This is a genomic window from Sediminihaliea albiluteola (genome assembly GCF_014077625.1).
Lineage (GTDB): Bacteria > Pseudomonadota > Gammaproteobacteria > Pseudomonadales > Halieaceae > Sediminihaliea > Sediminihaliea albiluteola.
In genome coordinates, this window is sequence record NZ_JACFXU010000017.1 from 94,674 (window position 1) to 113,660 (window position 18,987).

Sequence of the window (18,987 nt, forward strand, 5' to 3'; positions counted from 1 at the left end):
TGGGGCCTTAATCACTAGCGATATTAGTTACAGTGAGCCATTAAGGAGCGACAGGCAATGAAATTTGAGCGTGTTGGGGAAGAGGTCATAGCATGGCCTCAGTTTTTTAAGCGGATGCTGCGCTACCTTCTGCTTGCCACTGTGCTGTTAATCCTTGGCCTAGTGCCCGGTGTCATCGGTTACTTTCTGATGGGCGATATGTCATGGGAGCGCGCCTTTATCAATGCGATTTCTTTGCTGGGCGGCCTAGTGCCACCGGAGCCCTTGGAAACGAATGCAGGACACATTTTCAGTGCAGCCTATAGCCTATTCATTGAAACGATATTTTTCGTGGCCATCGTGACATTAGTGGCTCCGATCATTCACCGCATTTTGCATCACATGCACTTTAAAGTGGATGACTAAAAGCGAGTGAATATAGAGCTACGCTACAGCGCATTATCAGCGCAGCAAATTTTCGCCTATCGATACGAGCATTAATTTTATGACTTTGAAACCAGGACGCTACCGCCACTACAAAGGCAATGATTATTTAGTAACGGGGGTGGCACGCCACTCTGAAACGGAGGAGCTACTGGTGGTTTACCGTCCCTGTTATGGCGATCAAGAGCTGTGGGTTAGGCCTCTGTCGATGTTTGTGGAAGATCTTGAAGTGGACGGCGAGCGCCGTCCACGCTTTGTTTATATAGCCGAGAGTTAAGCCCTCTAGTCGCTGTTGGCAAAATCACTCAGCGCTTGGCCACAAAGCCGGTAGCCGACCCACTCGCTTTGCGCTTTGGCGCCGAAGGATTCATAGAACTTAATAGCCGGTTCGTTCCAGTTCAGTACATTCCACTCATAGCGACTGCAGTCCTGCTCTATTGCTATACGCGCTAGGTGCTTTAACAAGGCCTTGCCGGCGCCGTTGCCGCGATACTGTGGCGCGATGTATAAATCCTCTAGGTATAAGCCGTACTTGCCCGTCCAAGTCGAGTAGTTGTAAAAATATAGCGCCATGCCGACAGGCTCTTCATCTAAGTCACAAATCACACAGTGTGCCTTAGCATCTGCGGCAAATAATGCGCGTTCAAAATCTGCTTCAGTGGCCTTAACTTCGTGTAGAGCTTTCTCGTACTCTGCCAGTTCACGGACAAAGTGTAGGATGAGAGCGCTGTCCTCTGGCCTAGCTGGGCGGATGTTGAATTCTGACATTTAGTGAGTGCTCCGTTCAGGCTTGGTAAAGCGTATAGACACCGATCACTATAAAACCAATGCCGGCGATATAAGATAATACTGTTTCGTTGATATAGGCTGAGAGTAAGCTACCAGCCACAACGCCGATAGCAGAGGCAACAACGAGTGCCGCCGAGGCGGCCAGAAAAACGGTCCAGCGACTGACCTCTTTATCGGCCGCGAAAAGCATAGTGGCCAATTGAGTTTTATCGCCGAGCTCGGCAATAAAAACCGCAGCAAAGATGGTGGCAAATATTTTCCAGTCCATGTAAATTTTTCCCTATTAGTTAAGCCAAACTTCATCGCCAACGGATACTTTTCCCGGCGTAATTATATTGGAGTAAACCCCAATATGTCGCTGCATCAGGTCTACCATGGCCCGTGTCATTTTGGGTTCTGCATCTATGTTCATTAAAGGCTGAGGTCTAGAAGGAATACTGCAGCGGATTGTTTTTGCCTGCGGCGAAATAGTTGCCTCACCCAGGCGAACTGTCTTACCGATCAGATTAAATTCTGCGCTGGGGCTATCGCTGTCAAAAAACTCGAGTAAAACGTTGGGGCGAAAGCGTCGTACGTTGGCATTGATACCTGCTTCCGATTCTAGATAAGCCAGAGTATTGGAGCTAAGTAGATGCATGGGAAATGAGTCGTAGTAAGTGCCAGGCGGCGTCATATACTGCGATAAAAGCTCGAACATCTCCTGCGGAGTTTGTGAAAAATCTAGCTCCGCTTCGTCTTCTAGCTGGTCGAGCTCTACACTCAGAGTTGATAGGTCACGATCTTTTTTGGGTCTATAAAAACTGGTGTCGCTAGGTGAGCGGAGCGGTTCTAGTCTACAAGTCTTTCCGACATAGTCTGATAGCCTGGTATTGGTCTCTGCTGTTCTGGTGCTAACAGTCGAGCCCCCGGGAATCAGCACGAGCACATCAGGAACATTGGCAGAATAAACTTTCCTAGAGTTGGGGCTAGAGTCTTTATACTGGGCGACCATCTCAAGCAGCTTGGGCCATTGGCGAGCACTTTTTATATCGCCATCGCCGTCTGTGACCGCCCACAAACGGTCACCGACAAACCCTTGCTCTGTGAGTAAGCAGGACGACAGCGACTCGCCGCCCATACTTTTGACTGGGTATCGCCAAATTTCTTTTACCCGAGCTACTGCACGCATAGTTTCACCACTTAACAATAAAGATTTATCTGCAGCCCGCTCTTGAGCCTAGCTGATGGGAGCTACTAGATTAAGGGCTGCAAATTCTGATGGCGAACACTATAACTGCAGCGTGGCTTATGGGCTATCTGGGCTTTATAAAACAGCTTCAATGGAGCCTGAGCTTTATTTTTGGATCGCTTGCCACGGCGGTTGTGAGAGAGTCTAAGCTGAGAGCCTCAGGGCTGGCTCTGGAACGCCGAAACTGTAACTTATAGGAGATTTTTTTGGGCAAAAGTGTCGCCGCCCCCAGGCTGAGGGCGGCGTGCAACTAGGAGCTTTTGACTAGTAAGGAAAGCTAAGTCTATTCATCATCGAAGAAAAAGCGCTGCTCGCCGAAGGCCGGCTCCAAGTGATCGAGCCATGTGGCTTCCGGGTTATAGCGAGCGAAAAATGGTCGTTGTACCCAGTCGGCGTCGCGACCTTGAATCATCCGTAGGGCTAAGACTTTTTCGCCATTGACCTCGGTCACGCCTTGCACTTCTACCTTGCCGGGGTGTGAGCTCATACTGGGCCCACGTGCTGTGCGGGCAATCCCAGAGACGCGCTGCATGGCCTCGCGATAGATCTCCCAAGCACGAACCAGCGGTACTTCGAAATAGCGCCGTGCGCCGGTGTCTCGCTCTACAAACATGTAATAGGGCACTATTCCCAGTTCCACCTGGCTCTGCCATAGGCGCGCCCAGACCTCTGCATCGTCATTGATATGAGCCAGTAGGGGCCCCTGGGCGCGAATCTGTGCACCAGTTTCGCGTACTCGGCGGATGGCTTCGCGGGCAATTGCCGGCTCTAGTTCGCGCCAGTGGTTGTAGTGGGCCATTATGGCTAAGTGCTTGCCGGCAGCCTGAATTTCAGTGAACAAGTCCAGCAGTTCATCGGCATCAGCGTCACTGACAAAGCGTTGTGGCCAGAAAGTGAGTGCTTTGGTGCCAATGCGAATGGTGCGTATATGGGCAAATTCTTCGCTCAGTAAAGGCTCGAGGTAGGCGCGTAGGTTCCGGGTCTTCATCACCATTGGGTCGCCGCCGGTTACCAGTACGTCAGTGACCTCCGGGTGTTCACGTAAATACGCCTGTAAGTCACCGGATTCTCTGGCGGCAATTTTGAGATCTTTATCGCCGACAAACTGTGCCCAGCGGAAGCAGAAGGTGCAGTAACTGTGGCAAACCTGGCCCGAAGAGGGGAAGAACAACACCGTCTCGCGATACTTATGTTGTATGCCGTTGATGCGCTCGCCGTTGACGGTGGGGATGTTGTGCTCCAGCTGACCAGCAGGGTGCGGGTTTAGGTCAGCGCGAATATCCGCGACGATGGCGTCAAACTCGGCGCGGGGTAACTCTTGCTGCAATGCCTTTGCGACCCGCTCGAAGGCCTCTGGGTCTAACATCTCGCGCTGGGGGAAAACCAGTTGGAAAATTGGGTCTGCAGGAATATTGTTCCAGTCGATCAGCTGCTCAATAACGTACTCGTTAACTCGAAATGGCAGTACGCTAGCCACCACTTTCATTTCAAAGCGCAGCTGCTCGTCTAGCTGTGCCAGTTGGGGGATTTGTTCCAGCTGTCGCGCTGTATAGACCTTGAAGCGCTGGGCAGGGAAATGCTTGCCCTCAGTTGAGGTGTTGCGGTTTTGATCAATAGAAATAATACGCTGCGTCGTCGGCATCGTGCTCCGTCCAATTGGCTAGTGAGTTTCCACGCCTAGGGCGCGTTGATGGGCAGCTAAAGCTGCGTTCTGCCGGCCCTTGGTGTGTCTTACTGGGCCGAAAATACCGAGCTTAAAGCGCGGCTGTGGCTGCCCCCTACAATCAAGGGCAGCAGGTGCTGTGTTTTTAACTTTACTCGAAATTCAGTGAAAAATCTAAAATCTGAATAAAAAATCGTCAATAACAACATGATTGCCGCCTATCTTCGGCGATAACCTAAGGTTTATCGCGATGTTGTATGGCGGCTTTTTTTAGGGCTTTAAGTACTATATTTCACACTGTGAAAGCGCAGCAGGACTTCACTAGGCGAGCTTAAATAGTGCTAGCAAAGTAGTTGCTGCCATCACGCTTTCAGATCAGGTTTATGTTTTAGGGAATGGTGCTACTGATGCTTGTGAGGCGAAGCCATTAGAGTGCTAGTAGGCTCGCCTCACACTTGCTTTAGTAGTAGGGCTGCTATTGATCAGGCTTGCCCCAGGGTTCAGGGCAGCGGCCCGCTAAGGTGAGTGGGCCCTCTAGAGCGCCTTTATGGAACATCATTTTTTTGATTTCTAAGTCGACAGTAAATGAGCCATCGGGCTGGGCGTGCAATAAGGGCAGTGATTCACCCCTAGGATCAGAGTCGTTAGGGCCTCCCGCGAAGGAGCTCCAGGCCAGGCCTTCTTCTTTTGCGTTGATTACTACCTGTAAGAAAGCGCCATCCTGTCCTGGATAAGGATAGAAGCTTTCAGGCTCTTTGCTTACCCACCGGGCAAGGTTGATGTAACCGGGTCGGCCATCGGCGTGTTTGAAGTCACCGTTAATTTTTATAGAGAATAATACGTTGCTTAGTCCGACGTCTTCATCGGCATTGACAATGCCGGGGTCGCTGCATTGGATTTCAAGGTCATAGCGGCTGCCATCAATGGTCATGACTGCAGTGCCCGCCTCAGGGATTTCCAGCTCATGTAGTGTTACCCAGCCATCCTCTGCGCTCATTTTTGGGACTTTTAAAGGTTCTTTAGAGGCTTTTTTAGCCAGCTCACTACTGGCTTGGGCTGTTTTAGTTTTAGGCTGGTCATTGTCGACGTCGCTACTACAGGCCGATAGGCCTAATACGGCCGCAGTAAGGAGGCTCGCTGTCCATGGCAAGTAACGGCGGCGCCGAATTAACTGCGGGGATCTAGATGCTTTTGCTGGGGTGTTTTGGGACTGCTTTAAATGGGCTGACATGTGCTCGACTACCCTCCATTTATTCATATTTATCGTGACAGGATTTGATCCTGAGCTGTGTGTCAGTTTGGCATAATTCAGTAATTTAGGCGAAGTTTGGGTTAAATGGCCGGATATGGCAGTGTTTTTTATGTTTTTTATGTTTTTTAGGGGGCTGTAGAACTTTAAACAATACAGTAGCAAGCCACTCATTAGTCACTTAGCATGTTTTGAATGGTGGTATTGAGTTGTGCTGTTGGGAAGCTGAAAACACACAATACGAGGCTGCATGGTGTGTTTTTTAGGAAGTGCTGGAGCTAGGAGCTCAGCTAGATCTTTGCTGGAAAATGGTGCCCGGAGACAGAATCGAACTGCCGACACGGGGATTTTCAATCCCCTGCTCTACCGACTGAGCTATCCGGGCAAATACGCTATGTGCGAAGGGGCGGTATTAAACCTTTAGACAGGATTGGAGTCAAGCCCTTCGTGCTTAGTCTGTGGGTATTCCGTACTTGAAGGGGTCGTCCTCTTCCATGATCAGCGTGAGTTCGCCGTTGACATAGGCAGTACCAGTAATAGTGGGGCTGATCTTGTCCTGATCAGCGAGCTGGAAGGAGCCTTCAAAAACGCTGCCGATAATGCTCTGCTGACGCCAGACTTGGCCGGCCTGCAATTCGCCGGAAGCTTGTAGGCAGGCTAGCTTGGCACTGGTGCCGGTGCCGCAGGGCGAGCGATCGTAGGCATTGCCGGGGCAGAGTACAAAGCTGCAGCTATCGGCCTGCTCGGAGCTGTAGGGTGGGCCGAACAGTTCAATGTGGTCGATTTCAGCGCCATCGTCACCGGTGATACCCGCTCTGGCCAAGCTTTGGCGCACCGCGCTGGCAAACTGCGTCAAACTGTCGGTGTTGCTGGGGGCGAGCCTCTGACCGTGATCGGATACAAGGAAAAACCAGTTGCCACCCCAGGCGATATCACCGTGAATTAGGCCGTGCCCTGGTACTTCGAGCGCTACTGCTTCGCGGTAACGATAGCTATCCACGTTATTGACACTGACTTTGTGACGATCATGTAAGGTGCAGTGTACTGTCCCAACTGGGGTTTCAATGCGTTGCTCGCCCGCTTCGATTTGCTGCAAATAAGCCAGTGAGGCCAGCAGGCCAATAGTGCCGTGACCACACATACCGAGATAGCCCACATTGTTAAAGAAAATCACCCCGGCCGTGTTGGCTGGGTCCTGTGGCTCACAGAGGAGGGCGCCGACCATAACCTCAGAACCGCGGGGCTCATTCAAAAGGGCGCGGCGCAGCCAGTCGTGATCGTTTTTGAGTCGCTGTAGACGTTCAGACATGCTGCCTTGGCCCAGCGCCGGTCCGCCGGAGACTACCAGGCGTGTTACTTCACCAGCGGTGTGAGAGTCGATGACTCGAAGGGGCTTGCTGTTGTGATGGCTGCTTTGCATTGCTAGTCGCTCAGTTTGTGGTTGCGCACAATAAATCCCTAGGCGCAGTATGGCAAACTGGCACTTTAATTGCGGCATCCTGTGCTGAGAGAGCGGGTAGAGTGAATATCAAGTCAATGGATACAGTGGTGGTAGGCGCGGGAGTGGTTGGCGTCGCCATTGCCGAGCGCTTGCAGTATGAGGGTGGGCAGATCTTGCTGTTGGATCGCGCAGGGCCCGGTGAGGCATGCTCCAGTGGCAATGCCGGCCACTTTGCCACGGATGTGGTGCTGCCCTTGGCAAACTTACAAACTATAGCTGCATTACCTAAGATGCTGCTTGATAAGCGTGGCCCTTTATCTCTGCGCTGGTCTTATTTACCGCAGATGCTGCCGTGGCTGGCGCGATTTGCCATGGCGGCATTGCCGGCCCAGGCGAAAGCATCGGCACAGGCGCTGCGAGCTCTCAATAGCCGTTCTATCGCTAGCTATGAAAGCTTATTAGCGCGGACCGATCTGCGTTCGTTGATGGTACAGCGCGGTGCGCTTACGGTTTATGAGTCAGCCCAGGCCAAGCTGAAGCACCAAAGTACAGTGGCTCTGCTGCGGGACTACGGCGTCAATGTCGAAGCGCTCAGTGCAGCTGCTGTGAGAGAGCTGGAGCCAGCGCTCGGCAATGCTGTGGCTGGGGGGCTTTATTTTCCAGATACCGCACACACTGTGAACCCCCTGCGTCTGACGCAGTCCTTGGCGCGGAGTTTTTGTGCTGCCGGAGGCCAGTTGCAGCAGCTGGAAGTTATCGCGCTAAGGCCACAAAACGAGGGCATCGCTGTCCTGACAGAAAGTGGCGCGATACTGGCAAAACGCGTGGTGCTAGCGGCGGGGGTATGGTCGGGTAGCTTGCTGCGTAGTTTGGGCCTTGAGCTGCCTTTAGATACCGAACGGGGCTATCACCTGATGCTGCCAGAGCCCGGTCTACAGCTGTCGCGGCCAGTGACTTCTCATGAGCGCTCGTTTGTGATGACGCCGATGGAAGAGGGCTTGCGCTTGGCCGGGACGGTGGAGCTGGTTGGCCTAGATGCTCCACCGGATTATGGTCGCTCAGAGGTTTTGTTTGAGCACGCTGCTACGCTGCTGCCGGGTTTACATCGTGCTAAGGCCACACGCTGGATGGGCATGCGACCCTCCCTACCTGACTCTTTGCCGGTAATAGGCACTGCGGCAGCCGAGCCTCGTTTGTTGTTTGCTTTTGGTCATCAGCACTTGGGGCTAACGCAGGCTGCAACTACCGCCGAATTGATTGCCGACCTAGTGGCAGGTCGGGCACCGGCTATCGATTTGGGACCTTACCGTATTGAGCGTTTTCGCGGCGCGCGCAGCCTTCGCTGCACTGCTTAATAATAAACTAGGGCTTACTCAGCAGGTGGTACGTAACCCTCGGCGCGATCGTAATCTTCACCGGCGAAAAATTTATCCATTTCCTGTTGTAAGTATTTTCGCGTTTCCGGGTCCAGCAGGTTCAGGTGCTTCTCGTTAATCAGCATTGTCTGGTGTGCTTGCCAGTCCTGCCAAGCTTGCTTGGAGACTGTAGCGGCAATTTCCTCACCCTTAGGTCCGGGATAAGGTGGGGCGTCCAGTGCCTCCATTTCCTTCTGGTATTTTTTGCAGAAAATAGTACGGCTCATGCTTTGCTTCCTGATCTTAGTTGAGGTCTTCGAGGTCGCGCAGAAGTTTGGCGACAGGGGCTGCAAGACCCACCCGAGGTGGACTGAGCCTGTTATACCAGAGCTGCCGGTCACTGGCCATGACGCCTTGCGGCGTGCTTGGCAAATAAGCGAGCACAGGCGTAATGTCGAGATGAAAGTGACTAAAAGTGTGCCGAAAGCTTGCTTGCGGTTCTATCAACTTAGGACTGAGGCCCCAGAGTTCCAGACAGCGCTGGGCTGCTTGTTCACTGCTTTCTAATTCCGGAAAGCACCACAGTCCGCCCCAAATGCCAGTGCCCGGGCGCTGTTCAAGATAAACCTCAGCGCTAGAGGCAATGGCGATAAGCATGGCCGTGTTGCGAACTGGCATGGTTTTACGCGGTTTCTTGGCTGGAAACTCAGCTTGGCGACCTTCGGCTCTCGCCAGGCAATCTTCACTGACTGGGCAAACATGACACTGCGGTTGGCTGCGGCTGCACAGGGTTGCGCCTAAATCCATGATGGCTTGGCTGTAGTCGGCGTTACGGACTGAAGGGGTGTATTGATCGGCCAGCTCCCAAAGCTCACGTTGCGTCGCACTGAGTCCGGGCCAGCCAGCTATTTGGCGATGACGAGACAGAACTCGCTTGACGTTACCATCGAGAATCACCGCGCGCTGCTGGAAGGCGATGCTGAGGATTGCTCCAGCGGTAGAGCGGCCGATACCCGGTAAATTCTGCAGGGCCTCGAGATCTTGAGGAAACTCAGCATGGTGCTGCTGGCAGATGGCGATGGCTGCCCGATGTAGATTGCGAGCGCGAGCGTAGTAACCTAGACCTGTCCAAAGGTGCAGCACTTCATCCACTGGCGCTGCAGCTAATGATTGCACATCGGGGAAGCTCGACATGAAGCGCTCAAAATAAGGGATAACCGTTTTGACCTGAGTTTGCTGCAGCATGATTTCAGATACCCATACGCGGTAAGGCTGTATATCTTGCTGCCACGGTAGGTCTTTTCGGCCGTGCTGGTCGAACCAGCGAAGCAGGCGCGTGGCGAAATCTGGAAGCGACATAGGTGTAGGCTCTATAAAGTGGCGCTCACCCTAACGCTGAGTAATCTTGGGGTCAACTTTAGGCCTCTGGAAGGTCATGGTATCCCTAAGTTATTGTTATAAAAGAGAAAAATAAGCTTATAAACCCATCTTTATTTGCATTGCTGCGGCCAATGTTTTATGATAGACGACTGTTTGCAATTCATTGTTTAATTTATTTGTGGAACACATGGCGCTTTTACATATCGTAGTTATTAAGAACACCCTTCCCCCTTAGCTCGGGCAATTTCACCTGCCCGGCACTTCTTAGCGCCGTTTTATTTTTCTCATAATTTAATAATAGTGCCGCCGTTTTGTTGCAGCGGCCACAGGAGAGTTATGTCTGTCAGTTGGAGTAGTAGGTTAGAGCAGTATTTGTTGTTGCACGGTCCGCAGGTTTATCTGCAACCACTCAGCCTGTCGCGCGTGTTGAGTCATTTGGAGCGCAGCGATATGGACAATCCCAGTGATCAAAGCGCAGAACAAGTGATAGAGCCAGGCTCCCAGGTAAAGTTGCTGGATAAGAGTAGTGGTGAATTACTGGATTTGCGTATTGCCGTGCCGGGTAATCGAGTAAAGCATGATTCCGGCCTGTCGGTTTCGGCGTTTTCCCCTTTAGGCAGTGAGTTACTAGGGTTAAAAGAAGGTGAGTCTGCCGTGGTTAGTGTACTGGGCATCAGGAGCAAGTTCTTCGTTTCTAAGATAGAAGCTCCTGCTTAATGCTATGTAGGATGATGGCGGTACTGCGATTAGTCTTCGTGGTACCGCCGAACAATCTCTAGCTGCTGTCGAATCAGCGGATCTTCCACTTCTTCTAGTAGTTTTACTACCCGCCGGAATACCCAGCGCTGCCCTTTTTCGATGAGCGCCATACGCTCTTCAAAGGATTCAAGCGCCATGACTTTGCCATAGAAATCACCGACAGCATTACCGGGTTTAGCATCAAGATGTGCTAGGCAGCGCAGTAAGGCTCGGCAGCAAGTGACTTCTTGTTTATGCAGTTGCCGCAGCTCTGTGCGCGACTCTTGGTCGTAGGCGATAGCTTGGCAGGCTGCTGCAACGCGCGCCCCAGCCCTTTCGGCGGCTAATAATTCGAGCAGTGCAGCAATGACTTGCTCTTTACTTATTTGGCCAGCGAGCTCTGGCGCTACAGCGGCTGGGCTGTTGGCAGGATGATCGCTCTCTGGCTGCAAGCGAGACAGAGTATTGCAGGCTTCCTGCATCATTTGCGCCATGCGCTCAGCAACACTCGTAACCTGGTGAATCTGGTTGCATGACTGGCCCGCGTAGAGCGCCATTGCACTGATGCTCCCAGTGGCATCGCGCAGTGGCGAATCCGTGGAGAAAATCGGAATGGCCTGACCGTCTTGTTCGGCGATGCTAGGGGCTTGTTGCAGGTTGCGCAGGTGGTCGTATTCGCCATTAGTGACGCTGTTGGGCAAAACGCGCACCGCAGCGGCCATCGGCCAATTGCGAAAAAATCGGTGGCTGAGCAAGGTGTCTTCAGCATGGGCGCGACAGAGGCGCTGTTGATGCAGGGGGTGTGCGTTTGATTCCTCAGTGGCAAGGAATAGCGAACCACAGCTGACGCCTTGCGCACCTAAGGCTATGGCTGCAACCAAGCCTGCACCGCTGGCGATACCTCCACTGGCAACCACGGGGACCGGTGATAGCGCTGCCAACTCGGGGACTAATGCCAGGGTGCTGACATTGCCGCGCACATGGCCACCGGCCTCCACTCCCTGGGCGATTAATACGTCGACCCCAGCCCGCAAGGCGCGGTGTGCGTCATCTCGGGACCCGACTTGGTGTAAGACCAATATATCCTGTTGTTTTAGCTCCTGAATGAGCTCTGAGTCGACATCCCAGAACAGTGCGATAGCCGGCACCTGGAGTTCGATGCAGCAGTCTATTTGCTGTCGCAGTAGAGCTGGCTCGGTAGCTGCCGGGATGAGGTTGACAGCAAATGGCCCTGTGCTGAGCTTGCGCAATGCCGCAACCTCTTCGCGGATACGAGATACGGGTTCGCGGACCATGCCCAATGCGCCAAAGCCGCCGGCATTACACACAGCTGCCGCCAGTGCGCTGCGCGCCACGCCGCCCATGCCGGCGTTCATGACTGGAACTTCGCAGCCCAGCAGCTCAAGCAGCGGCGTGTGTAGCGATAAGGGTAAGGATTCTCTTTGATAAGTTACCATTGCCATACCTGATCGACACTGTTGTAAAGGGAGGCGAGCGCTTTGCGTGGCAGGCGTTGCAGGCCTTTGATTGATGGCTTTTGAGCAAGACCGCGCTCAACTAAAGCTTCTTCGACCACTGACACAGTGACGCCGCTATCGATCAAAGCTTGCAGATCTTGCTCGATGTTTGCCGGGTGACTTTGTTGCCAATGGCCAAAGCGCAGCGGTGGGAGATGGCCCTGCTGTACGGCATAATAAGCCGCGTTGCCATTTAGCAACAGATGTAGCTCAGCGCCTACCGCTCGCATTGAGCGGCTTAACCATAAAATAGTGTCGTCTTGCTCTTCCCCTGTAGCGCGAAAAGCTTGTTCAACGATTTGCAGTACTTTCATAGCTCTACCTTGTTCCAATGACTAGGGTGTTATCAGCAGCGCTGGCAAATTTCCATAAGTCTGCCGGCGAGCCGCGTCCGCAACCAGAAATGACTTCGTTCACACCGCGCTCATCAACACATAGGCCGCAGTTAATCCAGTCAAAAGTCAGTCCGCGCTCCTTGGCTTTTTGCTGCAGGGCAGCGATCCACTGGCGACTCAGTGGATGGGCTTCCTCATCAACACCGCGGCCGTGGACGCTGTTGCCGTGTGCTTGCTGCTTGGAAAAAGCTAGGGCTACGGCACCTTCATAGGCAAATACTTTGATATTGGCTCCGGCCTCTAAGCTAGCTTCAAGCAAGCGAAAGAAGGTGGTGGTGCGCTCGCTTTCAAAGGGTGGATCCATAAAAGCGAAAGTGAGTGTTTGTGCTGTGCTCATTGCGGTTCTCCGAATGTACTGATAACAAGACGCGGCCCAGTCTGTTCTAGTTTGAGGCTGGGTTTAGTGCCAAATAACTTTATCCCCAGCGAGTAATGCTTCAGCCACTAGATCGAGATCGGCGGCAACTATGCCTGGATGTAACTCCTCCTCCTGGATTTGGCGCTCATGCAGGGCAAAGCGATCGGCATAAAGCTCTACATCAGACGATAGTAATTGCTGGAAAGCCGAGTTTTGTGTGCCCTGATGAGCAACAGTTGTGCCGTGCTGCACTAACAGCATGCGCACTGGTACACCGCTGTCGACCAAGTCTTTGGCGAGGGCGTAATGCTGCTCGGCGGCAGGATCATTAAAGGGGCTCTGGGATTGGATGATGAAATAGCGTTTCATGGTTTGTCCTCCACAACTGGAATCATTCTCTGAGGGTCACTGCCGTGCTTGATAGCGGTCGTCAGGCCACTACGAAGGAGGAAGTCACCGAAGTGTTCGCTGCCGTTACGCTCCGCTGCAAAGCGCGCTAGCAGCGGCTCAATAAGGGCGAAGCACTGGTCAATACTGACATTGCTGGCGTGAAGCCGATTGAGACGCTCGCCGTGAAAGCCGCCGCCTAAGTAGAGGTTGTACAAACCCGGGGCGCGTCCAGTGAGTGCGATTTCGGCGATATAAGGTCGTGCACAACCATTGGGGCAGCCGGTAATGCGCAGGGTGATTGGTACCTCATCTAAACCATGACGAGCTTTAGTGCTTTCAAAGCGCTGCAGCAATTCGGGCATGATGCGCTCGGACTCCGCCATGGCCAGTCCGCAGGTGGGCAGGGCTACGCAGGCCATGCTGTAGGCCGATTGCAGGGTGGCAGATAAGCGCGGTAGTAAGCCGAGGTCATCGAGTCGCCATTGAACGGTTTCTACGAGGTCGGGCTCGATGCCAGCGAGAATTAAATTTTGGTTGGTAGTCAGCTTGATGTAACCAGGAAAAGACTGGGCGAAGCCCTGCAGCTGATCTTGTAATGCGCCATCAACACGGCCGTTGGCGATGTTCAGTGTGGCGTGCCACAGTCCCTCGGAGTCTTGTTGCCAGCCGGGTCTGTCACCGTTATGAGTGAAGTGGTAGGGCTTGGCGGGCGCCAAGGCTTCACCCCAGCGCTCTTGCAGTAAGGCATTAAAGTTATCCATGCCAAGACGGTCGAGGGTGTACTTAAAGCGGGCTCGGTGACGATCGACGCGGTCACCGTAGTCGCGTTGAATGCCCATAATGGTCAGGGCTAAGTCCGGTGCCCGCTCTGCCGCGACATAGCCGATAAGCTCGGCTAGGCGTGGGTAACTGTCGTCTCGAGTATCTAGTTGTCCCATGCCGCCACCGACTACGACGTTGAAGCCCTGCAAATCGTCGCCATCGGCAATGGCGATAAAACCCAGATCCTGGCCGTAGACATCGATATCATTACTAGGTGGCAAGGCGTAGCCCACTTTGAATTTGCGCGGCAGGTAGGTTTCGCCGTAGTGGGGGTCTTCATTTTGCTCGCGGTAGGGAGGGTTCTCACCGTACCAAATTTCGCGGTAGGCACCGGTTTTGGGAATCAGCAGTTGGCTCGTTTGACGCGCTAGGCTAGCGACCTCGCGTTGTACATTGGCACTGCTGGGGTTAAATCCGCAGATAACGCCGCGAGAGTCGTCGCCGCAGGCTGCGATGGTATCTAGACCAATGTCTCTGATCGCTTGCATGCAGGCGCGCAGCTGCGGTTTGCGAATGCCATGTAACTGAATGGTTTGGCGGGTAGTGATGCGCAGACCGCGTTCAGCAAAGCGTCGCGCCAGTGCGTCTAGCCCAAGCCACTGTCCCGTGCTGGCAATGCCGCCGGGTAATCGCAGGCGCACCATGAATTGATGATTGGGCTCCAGTTTGCGTCGCTGTCGCTCGGCCCGTTGGTCGCGATCATCTTGCATATAGATGCCGTGAAACTTCATCAGCAAAGTATCATCGTGAGATACGGCCCGTGTGCTGCGATCCTCTAAGCCCTCGGAGATGCTGCCGCGCAAGTAACGGCTACCTGCTTTAAGCTGTTCGTTGCTGTTGAGTTGACTGACAGCTTGAGATCGGTCGCGACTGCGGTCTATGGATTTTTCTACCATGGGGTACCTCAATACAGGTTGCGTTTAATGCGACCGCCGCTGACTAGTGCTTTCCATTCCTTAGCGCTGCTGGCCTCGCACAAGCCATTAGCTTTAGCGTGGAGCGCTTGTATGCGCTGTTCGCATCGAGTCAAGGTGGCCTTATCGCCGCACAGGTAAATAATTGCCCCCTCCGCCAGCCATTGCTGCAGCCGCTCTTCTTGCTCATTGAATACGCAGCCGAGCTCTCGTCGTGGCAGGTCATCGGCAAAAACCGGGTCTAGGTGAGTGAGCGCGCCACTTTCGAGCCACTTTTGCCATTCGCTTTGGTACAGGAAGTCTTGTTCGTAATACTGCTCTCCCAGTACCAGCCAGCAGGGGTTGCTATCACCCCGGGCAGCGCGGGCCTGTAAATAGGCCCGGTAGGGCGCAAGGCCTGTGCCGTAGCCAATTAAGATCACTGGCTCTGTTCGTGGGCTCAGGGCAAAACGGGGGTTGCGGTGGGGGTAAATGCGTACGCTATCACCTAGGCCTAGATTGCACAGGTAGTGCGAGGCGATGCCCGGATGGACTTGATTGCCTAGGGTGTAGTCAAAACGTTTAACTAAGAGATGTAATTCGTCTTGCTCTGGGTCGATATAGTTGGCCACATCGTAGAGTCGGGGCTGTAGTGGGCGTAAAGCATCTACCAGTGCTTGCGCATCGGGTACTTGAGCAGGGTAGTTTTGGAGTAGGTCCAGCACATGATGCTGCTTGAGCCAGTTGCGCAGTTCTTTGTTATCTTCCACTAGGGCAGCAAGCGCAGCGTTGTCACTCCACTGGGCCCATTGCAGCAAGAGATTTTTTCCTGGAATAGCTAAATCGCGCTGTTCGCTCAGGGCATCTACTAAGCGTAGCTTTTGCTCAGCTATTTGAACTTCAGCATCCGCTGCTAAGGCAGTGCAGTCCAAAACGGCTGCAACGAGGCTGGCCGGGTTGCTTGCCAAAACCCCCACGGCGTCACCAGGCTCCAGCGGCATACTACCCTCGTCCAGAGCAAGGCTGAGGTGGTAGTTGCCATGTTCGCGTGACGCTTCAGATAGGCAGAGCTGTTCTAGCACTTCACTGTGCATGGGCTGCTGCTTGCTGTAGGTAGTGCCTGCTGCCTTCGGACTTGAGGTGACCACTGCGATGGCCGCTTGTTCGCCGGCTTCGGGAAGCTCTTCTAATCGGGCTTGCAGCCAATTTTGTGCGCTACTTTCAAAGTCGACGTCGCAGTCCAATCGTTCACTGATTCGACGCGCACCTAGTGCGGCCAAGGCCAGATCAATATCGATGCCAGTCTGACAAAAACGCTCATAACTACTGTCGCCTAATGCCAGAACCGCGAACTCTAAGCCCTTGAGTTCCAGTTTTTCTGTGGCCAGTAAGTCGCGGTGAAAGTCGATGGCCCCTAGTGGTGGATCGCCATCGCCGTGAGTACTGGTAATTAACCAGAGTGTTGTTAGCTTGCGCAGCTGGCGCACTTTCAACTCTGCCAAATCGATGAGTTGTGCGGCGTGTCCGGCGGCGAGGGCTTTTTGCTGTAGTTGCCTTGCTAGCTGTTCGCAATTACCGGTCTCGCTGCCATAGGCAATAGTAATGGTCTGGGCCGCGGCACTGGCTGCGGCGCTAGGAGCTGGATCATTAGCGGTGGCGCGGGCGGCTAAATAGCCACTGAGCCACAGTGCCTGAGAAGCCTGCAGCGGTTGCAGTAGTTGATGAATATGCTGCCACTGCTCTGTAGGGAATATGTCGGCTGGCGGCACTGGGCTTGTGCAGGCGGTCACAGAAGCTCCTGATCTGTCTGATAATTTAAGGCGTAGGAAGTATGGTCAAGTGCTTTAATAATTAAAAATGAAATATAATGGTCTTTAAACTCAATTTAATTGCAGTTAAATAATGGATATCGAACTCGCGCGTACTTTTCTTGAGATAGCCCGGGCTGGCAGTTTTGTCGCCGCAGCGGAGCGTTTGCACCTTACCCAGACCGCGGTAACTGCGCGGATTCAAAAATTAGAGGCGCTACTCGATAGTCGTTTGTTTTTGCGCAACCGTGCCGGCGCCCGTTTAACAGCGGAGGGCGAGCGCTTCACGGTGCACGCGCTGCAATTGGTACAAGCCTGGGATAAAGCGCGCAGCGATATGGCATTGCCTCAGGGCCATCGGGCGCGCTTGTCGGTAGCTGCTGAAGCCAGTTTGTGGCAGCCCCTACTGTTTAACTGGATTTGTTGGATGCGAGAGCATCAGCCAGAGGTGGCGCTGCATGTTGAGGTAGATAATGCCGAGTCACTGTTTCAGCGCTTAGAGCAGCGCATGCTCGATTTGGTGCTAGTTCACCGCCCAGATTACTTTCCTGGCCTGCAGGTGGAGCAGTTAGTTGAAGAGAAGCTGATCATGGTGCGCGCGCCCCAGGATGACTCCCCCTATCTATTTGTGGACTGGGGGCCAGAGTTTGTCGCGCAACACGATGTGGCCTTGCCGGGCAAGCGCGGTGCCGCCTTAAGCTTTAATTTTGGTCCCTTGGCATTGCAGTATTTATTGGAAGTTGGCGGCAGTGGCTATTTCCGCAGCCGAGTAGTACAGCGACATCTCAATCAGCGCAGCTTGCTGCCAGTCGCGGGAGCGCCGGAATTCACCTACCCAGTTTATGCTGTGTTTGCCACTGACAGCCCCAGCAGTCCTCTGCTTAAAGCCCTGGAAGGGGTTCGCTCTGTAGCAAGTGAAGGGGGCGACTGGAGCTTGCCCGTAATCTAGGCTGTGTGTTGCGGTGTAACTAATTGCGCTCAGCAGTCTTTGCTACAGCCTGATCAGTGCCTTGATTGGGCTGGCGCGTTAAGATCGAAGTTTTTTGGATTAAAGGATAAAAACATATCATGGCGAGACTGGATGGCAAGGTAGCGATTGTTACAGGTGCAGCGCGCGGGATGGGTGAAGCCACCGCAAGATTGTTGGTGGAGCAGGGCGCGAAAGTGGTGCTGGCAGATATTCTAGATGATGCCGGTGAGGCAGTGGCACAGGATCTGGGTGATGCGGCGATCTATGTGCACTTGGATGTGACCGACAGCGCCCAGTGGCAAGCGGCAGTCACCGCCTCTGAGGTGTTTGGCCCGCTGAATGTCTTGGTCAACAACGCGGCCATTTTGATTCATAAAACCATTATGGATACCACAGAAGATGACTTTATGGCGGTGGCAAGGATTAACCAGCTGGGGGTGTTCCTCGGCATGCAGTCTGTCTTTGAGGCGATGAAAGCCGCCGGTGGTGGTTCCATTATCAATGTTTCATCCATTGACGGTATGCAGTCCAAAAACTCGCTGCTGGCTTATTCGGCCAGTAAGTGGGCGGTGCGAGGTATGACCAAAACCGCTGCGCTGGAAATGGGTAAATATAATATTCGCGTCAATAGTGTGCACCCCGGTGGCATCTACACCAGCATGCACGGTATGGAGCACATGACTCGCGAGCAGGCCGATGCGATCTACAGCCAGCAAGCCTTGCCCCGTGTAGGAATGCCGGTTGAGGTAGCCGCGGTGACAGCCTTTTTGGCCTCGGATGAAGCTAGTTATAGCACCGGTTCAGAGTTTATGGCCGATGGTGGCTGGCATGCCGGGGCAGTGAATTCAGGGCTGCCGCAATTGTAAGCGGCAGTTGCCGATGAATTAGTTGCGCCTTTCTTCTATAATAGCGGGCTTTTTGGGCGCTACTGCCCGCTGTGGCCCGAGGTGGGCGTGGAGAAGAGAGTAAAATGGCCGAGCGTAAGGCAACGGTAAGTCGAGATACCTTGGAAACTCAGGTTAGTGCTACGGTAAATCTGGATGGTTCCGGTCAGGTAAACTTTAATACTGGTGTTCCTTTCTTGGAGCACATGATGGACCAGATCGCGCGCCACGGCATGATGGATCTCGACATCAAGGCCAATGGTGATCTGCACATTGACGATCACCACACGGCCGAAGATATCGGCATTACGCTGGGCCAAGCTTTTGCTCAAGCAATCGGCGACAAGAAGGGCATTCAGCGTTACGGCCATGCCTATGTGCCGCTCGATGAAGCACTGTCTCGGGTGGTGATCGATTTTTCTGGACGCCCCGGCTTAACCTTCAATGTGCCTTTTACTCGAGCGACTGTAGGTGGCTTTGATGTCGACTTGTTCCAGGAGTTTTTCCAGGGTTTTGTGAATCACGCGCAGGTGACTCTGCACGTGGATAACCTGCGCGGCACCAATACCCACCACCAAATTGAAACGGTGTTTAAGGCATTCGGTCGTGCCCTGCGCATGGCATTGACTGCCGACCCTGCAATGGCGGGTATTACCCCCTCAACCAAAGGCGTACTGTAAACCA

Annotated in this window: 21 protein-coding genes and 1 tRNA gene; 7 read left to right on the forward strand and 15 right to left on the reverse strand. The window is 53.5% G+C overall.

All coding sequences use genetic code 11. The features are described 5' to 3' along the window. The first annotated feature begins 57 nt into the window (after positions 1-57). Together H2508_RS12185 and H2508_RS12190 are read left to right on the forward strand one after the other, a co-directional pair. The gene (locus H2508_RS12185; protein WP_182174055.1) at positions 58-405 is read left to right on the forward strand and encodes a hypothetical protein; all 348 of its coding nucleotides are present in this window, start codon (positions 58-60) and stop codon (positions 403-405) included. A gap of 79 nt (positions 406-484) precedes the next feature. After that, the gene (locus H2508_RS12190; protein ID WP_182174058.1) at positions 485-700 is read left to right on the forward strand and encodes a DUF1653 domain-containing protein; all 216 of its coding nucleotides are present in this window, start codon (positions 485-487) and stop codon (positions 698-700) included. Between the two features lie 5 nt (positions 701-705). Here H2508_RS12190 and H2508_RS12195 read toward each other — a convergent pair whose 3' ends face one another. The 7 genes from H2508_RS12195 to H2508_RS12225 form a co-directional block, all read right to left on the reverse strand. Beyond that, positions 706-1,191, reverse strand: a complete 486-nt coding sequence (locus H2508_RS12195; RefSeq protein ID WP_182174061.1) for a GNAT family N-acetyltransferase — start codon at positions 1,189-1,191, stop codon at positions 706-708. 16 nt (positions 1,192-1,207) lie between these two features. Further along, the gene (locus H2508_RS12200) at positions 1,208-1,480 is read right to left on the reverse strand and encodes a TMEM165/GDT1 family protein (protein WP_182174065.1); all 273 of its coding nucleotides are present in this window, start codon (positions 1,478-1,480) and stop codon (positions 1,208-1,210) included. A gap of 15 nt (positions 1,481-1,495) precedes the next feature. After that, positions 1,496-2,380, reverse strand: coding sequence for an MOSC domain-containing protein (locus H2508_RS12205; RefSeq protein ID WP_182174068.1), 885 nt, complete (start codon positions 2,378-2,380; stop codon positions 1,496-1,498). 343 nt (positions 2,381-2,723) lie between these two features. Further along, positions 2,724-4,082 carry a KamA family radical SAM protein gene (locus tag H2508_RS12210; protein WP_220463764.1) on the reverse strand — a complete coding sequence of 453 codons (1,359 nt, stop codon included), beginning with the start codon at positions 4,080-4,082 and terminating at the stop codon, positions 2,724-2,726. A 496-nt stretch (positions 4,083-4,578) separates the two neighbouring features. After that, on the reverse strand, positions 4,579-5,334 hold the full coding sequence (locus H2508_RS12215; RefSeq protein WP_182174071.1) for a hypothetical protein: 756 nt from the start codon (positions 5,332-5,334) through the stop codon (positions 4,579-4,581). A gap of 327 nt (positions 5,335-5,661) precedes the next feature. Then, positions 5,662-5,737, reverse strand: a tRNA-Phe gene (locus H2508_RS12220). A gap of 66 nt (positions 5,738-5,803) precedes the next feature. Next, positions 5,804-6,772, reverse strand: coding sequence for a 4-hydroxyproline epimerase (locus H2508_RS12225; protein ID WP_182174074.1), 969 nt, complete (start codon positions 6,770-6,772; stop codon positions 5,804-5,806). A 101-nt stretch (positions 6,773-6,873) separates the two neighbouring features. Between H2508_RS12225 and H2508_RS12230 the strand changes: the two genes are divergently transcribed. Further along, entirely contained in the window at positions 6,874-8,148 is a 1,275-nt protein-coding gene (locus H2508_RS12230; protein WP_182174077.1) for an NAD(P)/FAD-dependent oxidoreductase, read from the forward strand. A 14-nt stretch (positions 8,149-8,162) separates the two neighbouring features. Here H2508_RS12230 and H2508_RS12235 read toward each other — a convergent pair whose 3' ends face one another. Beyond that, positions 8,163-8,435 (reverse strand): oxidative damage protection protein, encoded by a 273-nt coding sequence (locus tag H2508_RS12235; RefSeq protein ID WP_182174080.1) that lies wholly within the window; start codon positions 8,433-8,435, stop codon positions 8,163-8,165. A gap of 16 nt (positions 8,436-8,451) precedes the next feature. Continuing rightward, entirely contained in the window at positions 8,452-9,507 is a 1,056-nt protein-coding gene (mutY, locus tag H2508_RS12240) for an A/G-specific adenine glycosylase (RefSeq protein ID WP_182174083.1), read from the reverse strand. Between the two features lie 357 nt (positions 9,508-9,864). Between mutY and H2508_RS12245 the strand changes: the two genes are divergently transcribed. Next, on the forward strand, positions 9,865-10,245 hold the full coding sequence (locus H2508_RS12245; RefSeq protein ID WP_182174086.1) for a GreA/GreB family elongation factor: 381 nt from the start codon (positions 9,865-9,867) through the stop codon (positions 10,243-10,245). A gap of 29 nt (positions 10,246-10,274) precedes the next feature. On the opposite strand, the gene H2508_RS12250 is transcribed toward H2508_RS12245, so the two are convergent. From H2508_RS12250 to H2508_RS12275, 6 genes are all read right to left on the reverse strand, one after another. After that, positions 10,275-11,723 carry a nitronate monooxygenase gene (locus H2508_RS12250; RefSeq protein ID WP_220463765.1) on the reverse strand — a complete coding sequence of 483 codons (1,449 nt, stop codon included), beginning with the start codon at positions 11,721-11,723 and terminating at the stop codon, positions 10,275-10,277. Continuing rightward, the gene (locus H2508_RS12255; protein ID WP_182174093.1) at positions 11,717-12,097 is read right to left on the reverse strand and encodes a DsrE family protein; all 381 of its coding nucleotides are present in this window, start codon (positions 12,095-12,097) and stop codon (positions 11,717-11,719) included. The genes H2508_RS12250 and H2508_RS12255 overlap by 7 nt, the downstream gene beginning before the upstream one ends. A 4-nt stretch (positions 12,098-12,101) precedes the next feature. After that, the gene (locus H2508_RS12260; RefSeq protein WP_182174096.1) at positions 12,102-12,515 is read right to left on the reverse strand and encodes a DsrE family protein; all 414 of its coding nucleotides are present in this window, start codon (positions 12,513-12,515) and stop codon (positions 12,102-12,104) included. Positions 12,516-12,578: 63 nt separating this feature from the next. Beyond that, positions 12,579-12,905, reverse strand: coding sequence for a DsrE family protein (locus H2508_RS12265; RefSeq protein WP_182174099.1), 327 nt, complete (start codon positions 12,903-12,905; stop codon positions 12,579-12,581). After that, positions 12,902-14,644, reverse strand: coding sequence for an NADPH-dependent assimilatory sulfite reductase hemoprotein subunit (locus tag H2508_RS12270; protein WP_182174102.1), 1,743 nt, complete (start codon positions 14,642-14,644; stop codon positions 12,902-12,904). The genes H2508_RS12265 and H2508_RS12270 overlap by 4 nt, the downstream gene beginning before the upstream one ends. An 8-nt stretch (positions 14,645-14,652) precedes the next feature. Then, the gene (locus H2508_RS12275; RefSeq protein WP_182174105.1) at positions 14,653-16,431 is read right to left on the reverse strand and encodes a diflavin oxidoreductase; all 1,779 of its coding nucleotides are present in this window, start codon (positions 16,429-16,431) and stop codon (positions 14,653-14,655) included. Between the two features lie 112 nt (positions 16,432-16,543). Between H2508_RS12275 and H2508_RS12280 the strand changes: the two genes are divergently transcribed. From H2508_RS12280 to hisB, 3 genes are all read left to right on the forward strand, one after another. Then, positions 16,544-17,398, forward strand: a complete 855-nt coding sequence (locus H2508_RS12280) for a LysR family transcriptional regulator (protein WP_182174108.1) — start codon at positions 16,544-16,546, stop codon at positions 17,396-17,398. Between the two features lie 119 nt (positions 17,399-17,517). Continuing rightward, positions 17,518-18,285, forward strand: a complete 768-nt coding sequence (locus H2508_RS12285; RefSeq protein ID WP_182174111.1) for a glucose 1-dehydrogenase — start codon at positions 17,518-17,520, stop codon at positions 18,283-18,285. Between the two features lie 104 nt (positions 18,286-18,389). Further along, entirely contained in the window at positions 18,390-18,983 is a 594-nt protein-coding gene (gene hisB, locus H2508_RS12290) for an imidazoleglycerol-phosphate dehydratase HisB (RefSeq protein WP_182174114.1), read from the forward strand. The last annotated feature ends 4 nt before the right edge of the window (positions 18,984-18,987 follow it).

Coding starts and splice junctions, on each gene's coding strand:
- H2508_RS12265 (WP_182174099.1), bottom strand. CDS start 12,905: ATGAAACGCTATTTCATCATCCAATCCCAGAGCCCCTTTAATGATCCT.
- H2508_RS12280 (WP_182174108.1), top strand. CDS start 16,544: ATGGATATCGAACTCGCGCGTACTTTTCTTGAGATAGCCCGGGCTGGC.
- mutY (WP_182174083.1), bottom strand. CDS start 9,507: ATGTCGCTTCCAGATTTCGCCACGCGCCTGCTTCGCTGGTTCGACCAG.
- H2508_RS12200 (WP_182174065.1), bottom strand. CDS start 1,480: ATGGACTGGAAAATATTTGCCACCATCTTTGCTGCGGTTTTTATTGCC.
- hisB (WP_182174114.1), top strand. CDS start 18,390: ATGGCCGAGCGTAAGGCAACGGTAAGTCGAGATACCTTGGAAACTCAG.
- H2508_RS12235 (WP_182174080.1), bottom strand. CDS start 8,435: ATGAGCCGTACTATTTTCTGCAAAAAATACCAGAAGGAAATGGAGGCA.
- H2508_RS12225 (WP_182174074.1), bottom strand. CDS start 6,772: ATGCAAAGCAGCCATCACAACAGCAAGCCCCTTCGAGTCATCGACTCT.
- H2508_RS12260 (WP_182174096.1), bottom strand. CDS start 12,515: ATGAGCACAGCACAAACACTCACTTTCGCTTTTATGGATCCACCCTTT.
- H2508_RS12185 (WP_182174055.1), top strand. CDS start 58: ATGAAATTTGAGCGTGTTGGGGAAGAGGTCATAGCATGGCCTCAGTTT.
- H2508_RS12210 (WP_220463764.1), bottom strand. CDS start 4,082: ATGCCGACGACGCAGCGTATTATTTCTATTGATCAAAACCGCAACACC.
- H2508_RS12255 (WP_182174093.1), bottom strand. CDS start 12,097: ATGAAAGTACTGCAAATCGTTGAACAAGCTTTTCGCGCTACAGGGGAA.
- H2508_RS12245 (WP_182174086.1), top strand. CDS start 9,865: ATGTCTGTCAGTTGGAGTAGTAGGTTAGAGCAGTATTTGTTGTTGCAC.
- H2508_RS12190 (WP_182174058.1), top strand. CDS start 485: ATGACTTTGAAACCAGGACGCTACCGCCACTACAAAGGCAATGATTAT.
- H2508_RS12205 (WP_182174068.1), bottom strand. CDS start 2,380: ATGCGTGCAGTAGCTCGGGTAAAAGAAATTTGGCGATACCCAGTCAAA.
- H2508_RS12285 (WP_182174111.1), top strand. CDS start 17,518: ATGGCGAGACTGGATGGCAAGGTAGCGATTGTTACAGGTGCAGCGCGC.
- H2508_RS12195 (WP_182174061.1), bottom strand. CDS start 1,191: ATGTCAGAATTCAACATCCGCCCAGCTAGGCCAGAGGACAGCGCTCTC.
- H2508_RS12270 (WP_182174102.1), bottom strand. CDS start 14,644: ATGGTAGAAAAATCCATAGACCGCAGTCGCGACCGATCTCAAGCTGTC.
- H2508_RS12250 (WP_220463765.1), bottom strand. CDS start 11,723: ATGGTAACTTATCAAAGAGAATCCTTACCCTTATCGCTACACACGCCG.
- H2508_RS12215 (WP_182174071.1), bottom strand. CDS start 5,334: ATGTCAGCCCATTTAAAGCAGTCCCAAAACACCCCAGCAAAAGCATCT.